We start from the raw sequence: 14,307 nt of genomic DNA on the forward strand, positions 1-14,307 counted from the left end.
GCGCAAGCCCAGGCTTCTACGCTTCGGCAGGCTTCAGCCAGGTTTACATGAGCCTGTACATTCGACGGATCCTTTTGTATTCCGGCTTCCAGCGATGCACGTGCCTCTGCATACAGCTTTTGCTTCAGCAGGTTCTCTCCCTTGGAAAAATCCTGCTCGCCGGAGCCGGCCGCATGAGCCACCACGCCCATAGCCAAGAAGACGCACAACAAGATCATTCTCACCGACACATATCTCATAAGGAAGACCCCTCCCCGTTCTAAGCTCGCCCTGCCGATCAGCTCGTCTGCCGGCGAAGGAATCACATCTGGGTCGGCTTGGCGGCCTACTATCAAGCACTACAAGTTTAGTGCCTGGCTATTCATGGCGGTGGGAAGCGTGGATGTGACCGTGACAGCGCGCCGTTGAGGCACAGGTTTCATTTTCCCCTTTCCTTTGACGGCGGCAAAACGCGACGTTCAGGCACCGAGAGTCTTTCACACCATTGATTGTGAATATGAGATACTCATTCCGAAAGGGAGCGACCCTGTATGGAAATTCGTGCTCAATTTCCAGGCGAACAATCGCCGGTCGGTGAGTTTACACGCCAACCGGACGCGTTCAGGAAATGGGTCACCGCCGACGGCAGCTCCGGCTATCCCGCCGCCGCCGGCCGGTACCATCTTTACGTGTCATGGGCCTGTCCTTGGGCCCATCGCACGATCATCGTGCGCAAGTTGAAGAAGCTTGAAGATGTGGTCGGCATGACCGTCGTGGATCCTATTCGTGACGAGCGAGGATGGGCATTTCGCGAAGGCTCAGAGCATTCTCTCGATCGGATCAACGGCTTTCAGTTTCTGCGTGAAGCCTATGAGGCAACCGACCCACGCTACATCGGGCGCATGACGGTTCCGGTACTTTGGGATTGCGCGACTAAACGAATCGTGACGAACTCCGATGACGATCTGATGAGGATCTTCAACGGCGAATTCAATCGATTCACCCAAAGCCCGATCGATTTGTACCCGGATGGCCTGCGGCAAGAGATCGACGAGCTCAACACCTTCATTTACGAAAACGTGAACGACGGGGTCTATCGAGCAGGGTTCGCGACGTCCCAACATGCGTATGAACGAGCGGCGCGGCGATTGTTTGCCGCGTTGGATCAGCTCGATGCGCGTCTCGCAACCCGCCGTTACTTATTCGGACCCGAATCCGTGGAAACCGATTGGCGCCTCTTTGTCACATTGGTTCGGTTCGATGCGGTCTACCACGGACATTTTAAGTGCAACGTCCGACGAATCATCGATTATCCGAATCTCTTCGGGTATCTCAAAGATCTTTATCAAACCGACGGCATTGCCGAAACGGTGAATTTTGACCACATCAAGCGGCACTACTACGTCACACACGACGGCATCAATCCTACCCGTATCGTCCCGCTCGGCCCCGATCAGGATTTGTCCACACCCCCTGGACGCGGCCATTTGGCCTGACGGCGGAATCTTCTTCAAAGCAGTGTCGGTGATCGATCTTTCCCTATGATTGTCCAAGCTAATGGACAGCTTTGAGGTTATTGTCCCCACTATGCTGACCTCTAGAGCAAAGCCGTCATCGAAACATCATATCCCGTCTAGTTGTTCTGAACAGTCTTCTTCGGACGAGTCAAGCACGGGAGTTGCTCCTATCTGACGACAAGAATCGCGTATGGTCCTTAATGAAAGGAGCTGTTATGGATATGATGTGGTTGTTCGCATTAGTGATGGGCGCGCTTCTCCTCGGCGGGATAGTCGTTTACAAGAAGAGCGTATAACACTGTCTAAGGATCGAGGCGTCCCTCTAAGGGTTGAGGCATGCAGATGAGCGGCATCATAACCCGTATCCCATTTACTCAATGGTTGTGATGCTGCCGATTCGCTGAGCCTCATCTTCCGACTGATTTCTTCCTCGCCCCCGTTGTGGGGCGAGGAACGACTCTGCTGCAGATACGGCACTACACATAGCTCATCTTACAACAAGGACCCGACAGGCGCTCCGCTGAGCCAGTCCAGTTGAGATGCGACCCATGAGAAACGCGCGCGACAGCTCGGTGTTCCTTTATTGACGATCAGGATGACGGAGCGCCGTCCACTGCGACAATACCCGTCTACGGTTTGTGAAAGCTCAGATGGCGATATCACGTCGATGTCGCGATAGGAAGCCGCGGTCCGTCGGTTCCTGTAGAAGAGAACAAGCAAGAAATAAATGATTGGCGGGTGACTCGGCTTTTGGTACAGTGCGGGCCGCGTGATCGATGCTCATTCGATCAATCTCAAAAGGGTATCCTAAGAATGTGTACAAAAGCTGTGTGTAGGCCGGTCTATTTCAGGAAAAGAGAATGTGGACTCGTCCTTGCCCTCTCGTGGATTGTACTCTCCGGCTGTGCTTTTTCAAAAGGCACGGCAAGCTCACTGAGTCCCGGCGTCGTGCCGAACGCTCCGCCAGTTCTTCTTACTGCGGACGCCTCCGGCAAGATTACCCCCTCGGCTGTACCGGCCCACGAAGACTTTTCCGAAGAACCGCTCGATCCGTTTGCCCAGCCCGGCGAAGAAGGAATTGAGGAGTATGACCCTTGGGAGCCGCTTAATGCCAAGGTGTTTGAATTCAACCGGCAGTTCGACCGCTGGCTGCTGAGGCCGGTGGCCAAGGGCTATAACTTCGTCGTCCCGAACATGGTTCAAGTCGGCATCAGCAATTTCTTCTACAACACTCGTGTGACACCGCGCTTCATGAACAATATTTTCCAGGGGAAGCTCAAAGGAGCGGGAATAGAAGCCGGGCGATTTGTCATTAACACAACGGTCGGGATCGCCGGATTCTTCGACGTGGCTCAGCGGTTCAATCTCACAACGCCGGAAGAAGACACCGGCCAGACACTTGGATTCTATGGAATCAAACCAGGGCCCTATGTCGTGTTGCCTTTTCTGCAACCCTATACGGTTCGAGACCTTGTCGGCTACGTCGGAGACATCGCCTTGAATCCGATCTACTGGCTGGTTCTACCGATCATTGAAATTGGGGCAATTCCTTCGGTGATCCCTCATTATAATCGGCTGACGACTTCATTGATTCTGATCACTGCGCGCGGCACCGAGATAGTGAACGAACGTTCGCTGAACCTTGAAAAGTTTCAGGGTGTGGAAGAATCCACCGTGGATCTCTATGCGGCGGTTCGTAATGCTTACCTCCAAAAGCGAGCCAAAGCAATTCAAGAATAGCCCATCGAATCCGTGGTCATGTGATCGCCTACGCAACCCGGTGATGTCACCGCATCTCCTGCCTGCGTAATGGCCCTGCCTACGCTACGAAGTACGGAGAGTCCCATCAGATCGGGTAACCCGCTCAGGAAAAGACACACAAATAGTGTTAGCTCAGCATGCGTGAAGATTTTTCTTTAGTGGATCACCAGCTGCCGAGCCACCGGCAAGATGAGATAGATGGATGATAGAGCGAAGATTAGCTCTTTTTGTACACGATGATGCCGCCGATGAAGATTACGAGCATCACAACGGCAAACATCAAAAAGGTACTATCCATGGTTACTCCTTTCGTTCGGACCCGTCACGCAACGAAGTGGAACACCACAGCACACCTCCCAAGGATGAGACCGAATAGACAACATTCCCTGGACAAAGGTGAAGAATGACACCACAGGGTTGATGTCAGACAACAACTCGGCCCTTGACCCCTTTGGGAACCTACGACTCCGCTAAATTTATTCCTGACAAAATATTCCTGTCAAGTTGCTCGATGCAGACTCAGGAATGATGGTGCGTTGCTGCGGTAGAACGGCCGACCCACCGCATCTCTCGCATGAATGAGGGCACCAAGTAAGTTACCAGGCGTTACTATGGGCGTGATCGTCGCTAGGTGAGAATTGAGAAGTCTCACCTGGTGGTGGATAAATCCTGACCGCGTATGTCCTATTTGGGTCTAGGGTCACAGAGACCTTTCCTGTCTTGTTCAAATAGTCAATGGCGAGGTACACTTGGTTCCACGTCAGATCCGGGCAAAGTCCCACCACTTCTTCCATTGAGCAAGTAGCACCAAACTGCTCTAACGCATCATGGACACGGTCTATGATCGCTGAAACTTGCACGAGTTCTCCAAACAGGATCCCACAGGATTCAATGGATGTTTAGTTAGAATGACGCTTCATTAATGGTAAGGAAGTAGGATGGATCTTGTGAACTAGGGAACACCCTAGAATGATGAAGGGAGATTACTAGAGTTACTCGGACCGTATTGGCGGGTACGCGCCTACGATGACACGCTCACAAGGCCTTCGGCGATCGCATATTTGATCAACTCAGCGGTCGAGTGGAGATCGAGTTCACCCATAATGCGAAACTTGTGAAATTCTACCGTCTTTACGGAAATATTCAGTATCGAGGCGATAGCCTTGGTACCTTTTCCCTCGGCTACGAGCTGTAGCACCTCTCGTTGCCGCTGTGTGAGATGGGTCACTAAAGGCTTGCTGGGCTGATCCTCCGGGGATTGGAGCGTCGCCGCCAATACATCTTTCGTGATAAGCGGGGTCATATAGTGTTGGCCCCGCATCACCGCCTGAATAGCTTGCTTGAGCTCCACTGCGGCGGACCGTTTTATCAAATAGCCGGAGGCCCCTGCCTTAAAGGCTTCGGTTGCATAGGTAGGGGTGGCATGCATCGTCAGAAAGATAAGCTTGCTCTCCGGCACCAGCTTACTTATCTGACGCGCTGCATCCAACCCGTTGAGCAACGGCATCGAAATATCAAGCAACACAATGTCGGGGCGTAGCTGCTGGGCCGCCTCGACCAATGATCGTCCGTCTTCCACCATGCCGACCACTTCGCCCTCGGTTTCCACCAACTTCCGAAGTCCGGCCAAGACAATGGCATGATCGTCTGCCATCAGGATTCGGGGACGTTTCATGCGACCTCCACCTCGCAAGGCACCCAAGCACAGACCTTTGTGCCGTGGGATGGCCGAGATTGGATTCGAAAGAATCCCTGCAGCTGCCGCAGTCGTTCCTCCATACTGCTCAAGCCCAGTCCCTGTTGATGAGCACGCAGGTCCTGTGGGTCGAACCCCTTCCCATTGTCAATGACGGACAGACCGAGGCCCTTTGACGACCCGCGCAATTGGACCGTCACGGTCGTCGCCTGCGCATGTTTCACCACATTCTGGACGCTTTCCTGCATGACCCGAAAGAGACAGGTCGCTTGATCGAGAGGGACCGCATTCGGAACATCAAGAATTTTCAGATGGACGGGCAAGCCCGTGCGCCGGGAAACCTGATGGATATGGTCTTCAACTGCCGGACACAATCCGGCATGTTCCAGCAGCGAGGGATGAAGCCGGTACGCGAGCGTGTGCACATCGTCGGAAAGGTGCTCCAATTGCTCACGGAGTGGTCTCAGCGCTTGAGCCAGTTCAGCCGGTACAACGGACGGGCGTCGCTCCAAGGATGCCACTTCCAGGACCAAGGCAGCCAATCGTTGGCTCACATCGTCATGCAGATCTCGGGCAATACGCTGCCGTTCATGCTCTTGCGCCGTCAGCAATTTGGACGTGAGCTCTTCCAGTTGCACTTGCTGCTGATGCAATTCCAGCTGGTTGCGATGGAGCGCCTCTTCCGTCTGCTTGCGTTCAGTGATGTCGACAGCGACACTGCCCAACAGCACGGGCGCTCCCTTGTGATCGACAATGGGAAACTTGCTCACCAGCGCGTGTCGAACCTCCCCGTTTTGGATGAATTGCTCGACTGTGTGCAGAGGAATCCTTGTCTCCCGAACTTTCCTGTCGTTAAACTCATACTGTGCGGCGATCTCCTCAGGCCATAACTCACCAGCCGTCTTTTCTTTCCAATCCAATCCATTGAGCACGGACTCTTCAAAGAGCCGGTTGACGTATAGGTGTCGTCCCCCGGCGTCTTTGATCCACGCAAAACCGTGCAAATTGTCCATAAAGGATGCAAACTGGCGCTCGCTCATTCTCAGAGCATCTTCGGCATGTTTGCGTTTCGTGATGTCGATCATCGCCCCCAAAGTTCGAATGGGGCGACGCTCGGGTCCCTCGTTGTCGAATAACGTCCATGATCGAAAATTCACCCACCTGACACTGCCGTCACGGCGCAACACACGGTGTTCTACCGAGAAGAGGTCGTCACTGGCGGGATCTTGGGCTTGCTTGATGGCCAGAAGGACCGTATCGCGGTCTTCCGGATGGAGTAGCAGCATATACTTTTCCATCGAAGCCGGATCATTGGGTCCAACTCCGTAGATTTCTCGCATGGCCGGAGACCAGTACACTTTCCCCGTCCGGTGGTCATGATCCAAAATGCCGAAGTGGGCCAACCGAATGACCTGATCGGACCGTTCCTCCCTTTCATGCAGTTCGTTTTTGGCCTCCACACGGGCCGTCACATCTTCCGTGGCGATCACTATTCCGCATACTTCATCGCCGCAGAACCACGGACGCACATCCCAGGTCATCCACTGCGTTGTGCCGTCACATCGAACGAATTGGTCTTCGTCTGCGCTCAGCACTTCGCCGGCCAGACCGCGACGATGGACTTCCTTCCATCGTGGTGAAATCTCGGGGCACACATCGTAGTGCGATCGACCGAGAATATCCCCGGGAAGCCGGTATTCTTCCATCCAGCGGCGGCTCGCCGCCAGATAGCGCATGTCGCGGTCAAACATCGCAATCGCTGCCGGGGCATGCTCGATGAACAAACGAAAGCGATCTTCGCTGTTCCGCATCGCGGCATTGGTTTGCTCGAGATCCGCCGTTCTCTTCCGAATGCGCTCCTCCAATTCGTCATGAGTCCGGCGCAGGGTCTCCTCAGCACTCTTCCGCTCGGTCATGTCGTTGCCGATCGTCAGAAGGCACCGCTTCCCCCTGAGCGTGATCAGGTCCGTGGAGATGAGGAATTGCCGCAATTCACCGCTCTTCATCCGCATCGAGACTTCCAGATTTTGGACGGACCCTTCTGATTTCAACCGATCGATGAGCCTGGCCCGATCATGAGGGCCGGGCCAGATTCTTAACATCAATGTCGTCTTTCCGATAACCTCATCACGGCAAAAGCCGAATGTTGCCAGGCAGGCGTCATTGATTTCCAGACAGATCCCGGTTTCAAGCTCCGTGATACCGATCGGGTGAGAACTTAGGTGAAAGGCTTCGGCGAAGAAATCGTCCTGTAGTTCGGACGCAGTCTCCCTTCCTGCCTTGGTAAGGCGAGTCTGTGAAAGCAGCCGCGCCCCGGCCCCACGCTTCTTCTTGTCGGCGTTGGGTAGCATTTCCAGAGGAAACTATTCTAGGCCTCTTACACAATCGTCGCAACACTGAATTTATTAGGATAGCTATTTAGGTTTACAAATAACTTATGCCCCTCCTGACAATCGGGCGATTCTCGAGCGGATTATGCGTTAGAGAAGAGCCTCAGCGTCACAAGGGGAGCATGCCAGTCCGATCTATTCATTTACGCTGAATGCGCATTATTGCGACAGTCTCTCCTTCGCTCCCTGTAGCAAAGTTCCCCAATCATATGTGCCCTCATTGCCAGACTCTCGATAACCCCTGAGATATCGCGTACGTACCGAATCACCAGGGACAATTTATCCTGGCGTCGGCCTTGCTGAACATTCGATCATGGATTCAAGCCGTCCATATGGAAATGACGGACCATCAACCGCGTATATGCCCTATGACTGGAAAGGAGGAGTTTCATGTCTGTTGCTAAAATTATTGAGATCAGCGCCGAATCACCCACAAGCTTCGAAGATGCCGTTGTCCAAGGAATCGCCAAAGCATCTAAGACCGTCCACGGCATCAAGTCGGCTTGGCTAAAGGAACAGCATGTTGTGATCGAGAATGGCAAGGTGACTTTGTATCGTGTAGATTTGAAGGTGACGTTCGTATTGGATTGACCGGTTACGAGCACCTACACTTCATGCTTCAGTGGCCCGTAAGGAGTCGGCAAGTTGCAGGGTGTTCAGTGTGGCCTGCGGCCGTTGTGTGCGTTTTTGTGTGGTGCTTTGCCGGCACCGCTTTCCCGCAAGCTACAGAAACCCCGACGGAAGCGGTGCGCGAAACGGTCACCCAAGTTCTCCGTATTCTTGAAGACCCTTCCCTGAAACATCCGGCCAAGCACGCGCAGCGCCGTCGCATGCTCGAAGGGATCGCCGCCGGTAGATTTGACTATGCGGAAATGTCGAAGCGAGTGTTGGCGAGCTATTGGAGGCCGCTGACGGAAGCTCAACGAAAGGAGTTCGTCGAGGTCTACAAAAGTTTTCTCTCCGATAAGTATGCCGGAAGAATTGAAGACTATACCGGGCAAAAACAAGACGTAGGTTACGTGTCGGAGCGGATCGAAGGATCGTATGCGGAAGTCAGGACCGAGTTGCGGTCGGACAAAACGACCCTTCCGATGGATTACCGCCTCTTGTTGAAGGATGGTCGGTGGTCCGCCTATGACATCATCATAGACGGCGTAAGTTTGGTGAGTAACTATCGGAGCCAGTTTCAGAAGATTATTCGCGAAAGCTCTTATGATGAGCTCATAAAGAAATTGCGCGAACACAGCCTCACACCGGAAACAAAGAGCAAGCCATGATGCAGGCTTCGAGTTCCAACACCTCGATTAAGATCAGCCGACGTCCCCTCCCGGACCCCATACCCAGCCGTCGCGTTCACATAGGCGAACACCGCATCCCGTGCTGCTCATTCCTCGTCCCCTAGACTATCGCCCGATCCTGTTGCGCTGGCTATGCTGTCGATCAATGGCACTCACAACCACCGCTAGACTTCTATCGATCGCCGCCAGGGTTGACAATCATCGGAACATTGAGCTTTTCAGGCACGATGATCGTCTTGGCGTTGGGACTTTCATATAACTTGAACCGCAAGTAGTCCGGCGTCAGAGTTTTGGTGATGATTTCCTGTGCTTGCGATTGACCTATGGCCCGGATCTTCAAGCTGTCGGCTTCGCCTTCCGCGCGAATTTTCAATGAATCTCCCTCGCCTTTGGCCTGAATCCTGGCAATGTCGGCGTTGCGCTGCGCAATCACGACCTCGAAGTCCTTTTGCTCTTTTTCCTGCTCCTTTGCCTGTTTCTGCTCGATGGCTCGCAACACCATTTGCGAAAACTCCATTTCCGTAAGCGCTACGTTGTAGACGTCCAAATGGCGTCCTTTCAACGCCTCGACAACGACGGCCTCGATCTTATTGCCGATTTCGCTGCTGCGCTCGGGCAGCGTGACCATAGCATAGTTGGCAACCACTGCCCGCACCGCCGACAACAGTTGGGGTTGCACCAATTGCCGGTACCACTCCGGCCCCACTTCCTGGGCCAGAAAATAGATCTCCTCCGTGATGGGGCGCATGGTAATCGCGGCATACACGGTCACCGGAAGATCGTCCGCGGTCAGCACATCCACTTTTTCCTTGAAGGTCTTCCATTTCGTGTCGTATACCAAGACATCATTCCAGGGCGCTCGCCAGTAGAATCCTTCCTTGAGCGGTTCCTTCCCCAGTCCGGTGGTGAGAGGGTACCATCGCAACCCTCGACTTCCCGGATTCACGGTATTACTGCAGCCCTGCAAGACCATCAGGAGCGGGATAAAGACAAGCAAGAGACACGCTGTCACAGCCTGGTACATAATTCCTCCTCTTCGCGGTGTCATGTAGGTCGGTGAATCGGCATGATTAGCGGCCCCTCCTCGGGCGTGGCCGCGTGCTCCCCGCGGATGCATGCGCCTCGGCGAGCCGGTCGAACTCTTTGGCGGTCTGCTCATAATAGTCCGCCAACAACCGGGCCCCGCTCACCAGATCGGCCTCGAGCCCAAAGAGGGCTTCATACCGCGCCGCCGCGGTCGTTTGCGCCTGGGCCTTCTCGCGCATCGCCCCGGCTTGATTCCGATAGAGGTCGGCGATGGCGGCTTGGTCTTGGTCGGAATCGTAGGAACTCATGTCGGGGGGTTCGGTGGAAGCGCACCCGCCGAGCCCCAAGAGATACAGCAATAGGATGCCACTCCCGGAGACAGCGGCATACTGACGGCGCTTAGGATTTTTCTTGTGCCTACAACCCTGATGGACGGGTCGAACCATCATTGCCTCTTGCCGCTCCCGCGCCGAGTATATTTTAGCGACTGAGTGAGGAACTGCGTCCAGATGATTGTACTACACGCAATACTTCAATGGTGCGGCATACGTGGCGAGTGTTCGTTAACCGAACTGATCGTTCCCTTCGTCGGCTACTTCGCGGCAAACTTTGTTGCGCGCTGCAGTTGCCAAGCCAGGCTTGTCCGATTGAAAGCTCCGAACACCGAGATCGGCAACCCGGCTTCGAGCAATGCGCGCGCGGTGTACTGATGGCAGGTGTGAAAGAGATGGTAGAAACGTTTCGCGGGATAGAACGTTGATTGTCCAAAAACGACCACTGGTTCCTCCATCAACATGGTTGAATACAGGTGTAGGCGCAATCGCCGATAGCCCTCCTCGCTCACGCGAAACATAAACAGCTCGGCAGGCGGTTGCGGGGTGCGCTCCTTCCACACGCGATCATAGTACCCGATTTCGACGACACCCTCGGTCGGCCAGAAGAAAGCCCGCACGCCTCCGGACAAACCAGTCTTTCCTTCCACATACCAAGCACGCTCGGCATAACCCCACTCTTCATATAAGTGGTGAGAGCTGAGTGCTGAGTCCTCAGTTTCGTATTCACGAGGAAAAGCGATCATCGCATGCCATGTATCGAGCGAGACAATGACGTCCCGAGCAGGAGAGTCTGGTGCAGGCGGCCACAAGCCTTCGACCGGTGAGGCGCAGGCAGTGAGCAGTACGATTGTCGAGAAGGCGATCGGAACCGCTATGCCGTGGCTGGTCGGTTGCACGAGAGTGACAATCACATGCCTCTGACTCCGATCAACGACGCGTTAAAGTCGCTGCCCGAAGATTTCAATGCCATGTGCTGAAGACGGACGGACGACCGGGTCGGCCTTCATACTATATGGCTGAGGCGTATGGGGCGGCTGGCGAGGAGGACAACCGGTCGTTACGAACAAAACAATGATGATCAACCCTAGCAGCAGATGACGATTCATCTCCGCCTCCATAAATAGCGTTTATCATCCTAGTAGATGATGGGCGACCGTTCTCATTGACGGTTAATATAAGTTTCCAAGTACGACGCACCGTCTTTTTTATTCCGCTCCGGTAACGTGGCCACAACAGCGCGATCGCGGAACTCATCCACATACTTCATGATTGTGATCATCCGCCGAGAAATTACCGAGCACCTGTGTCACTTTTCTTGTGTCATCCCGATTCATCGACGCCCCTAGATCCAGCCAATGGATAATATTGTAATAGCGATGCTTGTCGCTGCTGGCATATTCGCGAAGAATCGACTTAATCCTCCTTACAGGGAGCGCCCGAACAGCCTGGACAACGGCTGCTTTACGAACTTCTTTTGATTCGTGGTTACACAGGGCGAGTAATGCATCTCCTGATATTTTTGCAATCGGGATTCCGGGCATAGTTTGATACTTTCATTAATACATCCGCTGGCATCTCAAGAGAAAGAAAATCTGAGACTGAATGCTTCTTGCCGATTAAAGTTATGGCCTTCGCTACTTCAAGTTGATATTCCTCATCAACCGACATTGTAAGCAGTGTCTCACCGAGAACTGGCCCCTTGGCGTTTACAAGGATAGGTATATCAGATCACTCTCCGTGTCTTCCGAGATACCTAGCGTCGAGCTTCGAGGCCGTTACATAGCCGTCTCGGAGGTTCGCCCGTATCCTGTGCAAATCCTCAGGCTTTTGCGCTTACACACTAGATTCAATCCTTGCCTCGTGAGATTTTTACGCAGAATTTCTTCCACGCTTCTCGTCTTCCTAATGACATCCTGAAGGGAAGAGCTTTCACCAAATGCAACCTCCATCCGTCGAATTCGCTCCTCCAAGTACGAACTAAACTTGTCATCCACGTTACGCCGAAGTTCATCGGCATGATTTCTGAAGTACTCTCCACGAGTGCGAAGTACACATCATCATACACGAAGCCTGCTCTAACTCTCTTCTCCAACTCCGTCTCAGAGAGACCTTTCAACACATTTAACTGGTACTGGTGGAAGAATCCTCTCCCGCCTTGTCTGGATTGGCTGCGCTGCCTAAACCCAGAAGACCAAATCTAGGTTGCTTATGTGGCGTGATGAGGATCTTCTTGATCTCCTCTTCCCCAAGCCGCTTCCCAAGTTCCAAAAGCGCCGCGACAGCCTGATTGCGCACTAAAGCACCACGATCCTCGGTTAGCCGCTCAACCATACCGATATTCAATGCACCCCGACCATGCAACAACTTCATTGCACGCAGTCGAACCTCTGAGTTGCGATGTTCAAGACTAAGAAGCAGTGCGGGAGTTTCCAGGCCTTCGAACCCTGATAGTACGGACCTCAACAACTCGGCGTTGAGCGTCTCGAACTGTGACTCCAGGACAACCTGTTGGGCCACCTTGGCTTGACCAGTTCGGAGCAGAATTTCACCCATGCACTCAAGTGCACAACGAGATGTCCCGTGATCGCTCCGATCATATTCTTTCCTGGCAGCCTCCAGATCTTCCGCAGTATCGTACTTGGCGAGATATCCTAGAGCTGCCGTCCGTACTCTGACCGAGGAGTCATCAGAGAACCAGACGTCGATGACCCTGTCTCGTTTTATGTCAGGAGGGAGTTCAAGAGCCAGTGCGGTCAACACAGAAATCGCGCCAACCTTTTCGTTGTCATTGATTCCCAGAAATGAAGAGAGGGCAGCTAAACGGCGGATGCGCAAGAGCCGAATACCAGCACCACAAGGGTATGTTCTCGTCGGCAAGATGCTGAAAACCTAAACGAGCTAGACAACGTATTTCTCTCTCTCTCTCTCTCTCTCTCTCAGCTCCATCCCTTCGTTGTGTGCCGCGAAGAGGATGTTGATGCCATACACACCCAGATCCATCTCCTCGTTGCCCGGTTTATATAATGAATTGGCTAGCAACCTGAACCGTGCGATATCACTAGCATGCAGCGCATCCAGGGAATTCTGCTTCTTGAGTGTTTCGACAAATGTCTCAAGAAACCGGAAACTCTTAGTAGAGAGGGAAGACGACTTGCTCCCTTTGTTGTCTTCTCTTGTATCTCTAGAAGTAGATCAATCCCGTTTCACCCGTATTGTATCGGGTTCTGATGATTCGTCCTCTGCCTTGACGCGAATCACATACGCAGTGATGCATTTTCGCGCGAGCCTTTCCATATCTCGATCTCGCGATGTCGAGAAGTTCTGAATAGAATCTTTTTGTCTGCGGTGATCGCATCCCGAAACTTTAGAACTTTCTTCAGGTCATCACCCGGATCCACCATATACTCGGCTGGAATCTGCTTGGCAAAAAGCGAGATCTCAGGACTTCCACTCTTCACTCGCCTTGCCATCGACCGTTCGAATTCCTCTTGGAAACCAGAAGAGTAGTCTCCTCCGTGGTCTGGCGGCGTACCCCACTTCTTCCAGATTAGTCCAAGAAATAGATCGCACCGATCGACATCTTGGTTTATGAGATGCTGTGGCCGGCCGAACCTTGAGACGGTTTCTTCACAGCCAATCAGCTCAACTTGATAGCCTAGATCGTTTGCCCAAGATTCGTTGAATTCGACAACCACCTCGCGAATGGCTTTTCGTTCTTCCTGAAGATCGCCAGCTGAGGTCAGGAATACGCGGATAATCTTTCGGGTACTAGGCATATCTAGTTACCGACTTGAGACTTGCAGGAAAGCCCCTGAGCGATTGGCATGAATGAACCTCCTCACCATTCTGCGCAAAGGAATTGTCCATGATTTTGATAAGTGCTTCGCCAATTCGGTCCTGTTCGTCGCAGGAACGATTCGCTAACGCCATATCTGACTCGCCACAATGTTTATGCGTGTTCCGTGCGGCAGCCGATTTGCCTGTTCTGTCCGCTAATGGGCCACTAAAAGTTTCCGAGCATAATGCCATAACTGCTGGCGTTCCATTTGATACGGCCATGAGACTTATAATAAGGTTTTATGCAGATCGATAAAAATGAGGCCAGTCTCTTAAATCTCCAGGTTGACCGCAGGATTTGGGTGTCATAGGGATTCTCAGCCGAGCACACCTTCACTTGCACTTGCGAAGTGGCAACTTGCACACCCCAGCACTCGACCGGGTAACCGACCTCTTTAACTGAAGATGATCGAGCTCGCAGAGGTCTAGGATTCCCGTCATGAGATTCTCAGTTTCCTTTTGCTCCGC

General features: G+C 53.1%; 14 protein-coding genes. 4 read left to right on the top strand and 10 right to left on the bottom strand.

Annotated features, from left to right (window positions below; all coding sequences use genetic code 11):
- Positions 1 to 239, bottom strand: a 239-nt coding sequence (locus tag ACOSYY_RS02950; RefSeq protein WP_421660780.1) for a hypothetical protein, incomplete at its 3' end; no start/stop codon positions are given.
- A gap of 291 nt (positions 240 to 530) precedes the next feature.
- Here ACOSYY_RS02950 and ACOSYY_RS02955 point away from each other — a divergent pair.
- Together ACOSYY_RS02955 and ACOSYY_RS02960 are read left to right on the top strand one after the other, a co-directional pair.
- Positions 531 to 1,475 (top strand): glutathione S-transferase family protein, encoded by a 945-nt coding sequence (locus ACOSYY_RS02955; protein WP_421660781.1) that lies wholly within the window; start codon positions 531 to 533, stop codon positions 1,473 to 1,475.
- Between the two features lie 969 nt (positions 1,476 to 2,444).
- Entirely contained in the window at positions 2,445 to 3,236 is a 792-nt protein-coding gene (locus ACOSYY_RS02960; protein ID WP_421660782.1) for an MlaA family lipoprotein, read from the top strand.
- A gap of 1,042 nt (positions 3,237 to 4,278) precedes the next feature.
- On the opposite strand, the gene ACOSYY_RS02965 is transcribed toward ACOSYY_RS02960, so the two are convergent.
- Both ACOSYY_RS02965 and ACOSYY_RS02970 read right to left on the bottom strand, forming a co-directional pair.
- A complete protein-coding gene (locus ACOSYY_RS02965) occupies positions 4,279 to 4,932 on the bottom strand; it encodes a response regulator (protein ID WP_421660783.1) in 654 nt (217 codons plus the stop codon).
- Positions 4,929 to 7,304 (bottom strand): PAS domain-containing sensor histidine kinase, encoded by a 2,376-nt coding sequence (locus tag ACOSYY_RS02970; RefSeq protein ID WP_421660784.1) that lies wholly within the window; start codon positions 7,302 to 7,304, stop codon positions 4,929 to 4,931. The genes ACOSYY_RS02965 and ACOSYY_RS02970 overlap by 4 nt, the downstream gene beginning before the upstream one ends.
- A 429-nt stretch (positions 7,305 to 7,733) precedes the next feature.
- Here ACOSYY_RS02970 and ACOSYY_RS02975 point away from each other — a divergent pair, with 429 nt between their 5' ends.
- Positions 7,734 to 7,934: a dodecin family protein gene (locus tag ACOSYY_RS02975; RefSeq protein ID WP_421660785.1), complete on the top strand. Its 201-nt coding sequence runs from the start codon at positions 7,734 to 7,736 to the stop codon at positions 7,932 to 7,934.
- A gap of 68 nt (positions 7,935 to 8,002) precedes the next feature.
- Positions 8,003 to 8,620 carry an MlaC/ttg2D family ABC transporter substrate-binding protein gene (locus ACOSYY_RS02980; RefSeq protein WP_421660786.1) on the top strand — a complete coding sequence of 206 codons (618 nt, stop codon included), beginning with the start codon at positions 8,003 to 8,005 and terminating at the stop codon, positions 8,618 to 8,620.
- Positions 8,621 to 8,813: 193 nt separating this feature from the next.
- Here ACOSYY_RS02980 and ACOSYY_RS02985 read toward each other — a convergent pair whose 3' ends face one another.
- The 7 genes from ACOSYY_RS02985 to ACOSYY_RS03015 all read right to left on the bottom strand — a co-directional run bounded on the left by ACOSYY_RS02985 (position 8,814) and on the right by ACOSYY_RS03015 (position 13,778).
- Entirely contained in the window at positions 8,814 to 9,665 is an 852-nt protein-coding gene (locus tag ACOSYY_RS02985) for a prohibitin family protein (protein WP_421660787.1), read from the bottom strand.
- A gap of 46 nt (positions 9,666 to 9,711) precedes the next feature.
- On the bottom strand, positions 9,712 to 10,116 hold the full coding sequence (locus ACOSYY_RS02990) for a hypothetical protein (RefSeq protein ID WP_421660788.1): 405 nt from the start codon (positions 10,114 to 10,116) through the stop codon (positions 9,712 to 9,714).
- A 143-nt stretch (positions 10,117 to 10,259) separates the two neighbouring features.
- On the bottom strand, positions 10,260 to 10,913 hold the full coding sequence (locus ACOSYY_RS02995) for a DUF2459 domain-containing protein (RefSeq protein ID WP_421660789.1): 654 nt from the start codon (positions 10,911 to 10,913) through the stop codon (positions 10,260 to 10,262).
- 27 nt (positions 10,914 to 10,940) lie between these two features.
- Entirely contained in the window at positions 10,941 to 11,108 is a 168-nt protein-coding gene (locus ACOSYY_RS03000; RefSeq protein WP_421660790.1) for a hypothetical protein, read from the bottom strand.
- 144 nt (positions 11,109 to 11,252) lie between these two features.
- Complete coding sequence (locus tag ACOSYY_RS03005; RefSeq protein ID WP_421660791.1) at positions 11,253 to 11,543, bottom strand: hypothetical protein; 291 nt, start codon at positions 11,541 to 11,543, stop codon at positions 11,253 to 11,255.
- A 580-nt stretch (positions 11,544 to 12,123) separates the two neighbouring features.
- Positions 12,124 to 12,837 (bottom strand): hypothetical protein, encoded by a 714-nt coding sequence (locus ACOSYY_RS03010; RefSeq protein WP_421660792.1) that lies wholly within the window; start codon positions 12,835 to 12,837, stop codon positions 12,124 to 12,126.
- 419 nt (positions 12,838 to 13,256) lie between these two features.
- Positions 13,257 to 13,778, bottom strand: a complete 522-nt coding sequence (locus ACOSYY_RS03015) for a DUF4062 domain-containing protein (RefSeq protein ID WP_421660793.1) — start codon at positions 13,776 to 13,778, stop codon at positions 13,257 to 13,259.
- Between the last annotated feature and the right edge of the window lie 529 nt (positions 13,779 to 14,307).

Source organism: Nitrospira sp. BLG_2, assembly GCF_049222245.1.

Coding starts and splice junctions, on each gene's coding strand:
- ACOSYY_RS03015 (WP_421660793.1), bottom strand. CDS start 13,778: ATGCCTAGTACCCGAAAGATTATCCGCGTATTCCTGACCTCAGCTGGC.
- ACOSYY_RS02975 (WP_421660785.1), top strand. CDS start 7,734: ATGTCTGTTGCTAAAATTATTGAGATCAGCGCCGAATCACCCACAAGC.
- ACOSYY_RS03000 (WP_421660790.1), bottom strand. CDS start 11,108: ATGAATCGTCATCTGCTGCTAGGGTTGATCATCATTGTTTTGTTCGTA.
- ACOSYY_RS02990 (WP_421660788.1), bottom strand. CDS start 10,116: ATGATGGTTCGACCCGTCCATCAGGGTTGTAGGCACAAGAAAAATCCT.
- ACOSYY_RS02955 (WP_421660781.1), top strand. CDS start 531: ATGGAAATTCGTGCTCAATTTCCAGGCGAACAATCGCCGGTCGGTGAG.
- ACOSYY_RS03005 (WP_421660791.1), bottom strand. CDS start 11,543: ATGCCCGGAATCCCGATTGCAAAAATATCAGGAGATGCATTACTCGCC.
- ACOSYY_RS02970 (WP_421660784.1), bottom strand. CDS start 7,304: ATGCTACCCAACGCCGACAAGAAGAAGCGTGGGGCCGGGGCGCGGCTG.
- ACOSYY_RS02985 (WP_421660787.1), bottom strand. CDS start 9,665: ATGTACCAGGCTGTGACAGCGTGTCTCTTGCTTGTCTTTATCCCGCTC.
- ACOSYY_RS02965 (WP_421660783.1), bottom strand. CDS start 4,932: ATGAAACGTCCCCGAATCCTGATGGCAGACGATCATGCCATTGTCTTG.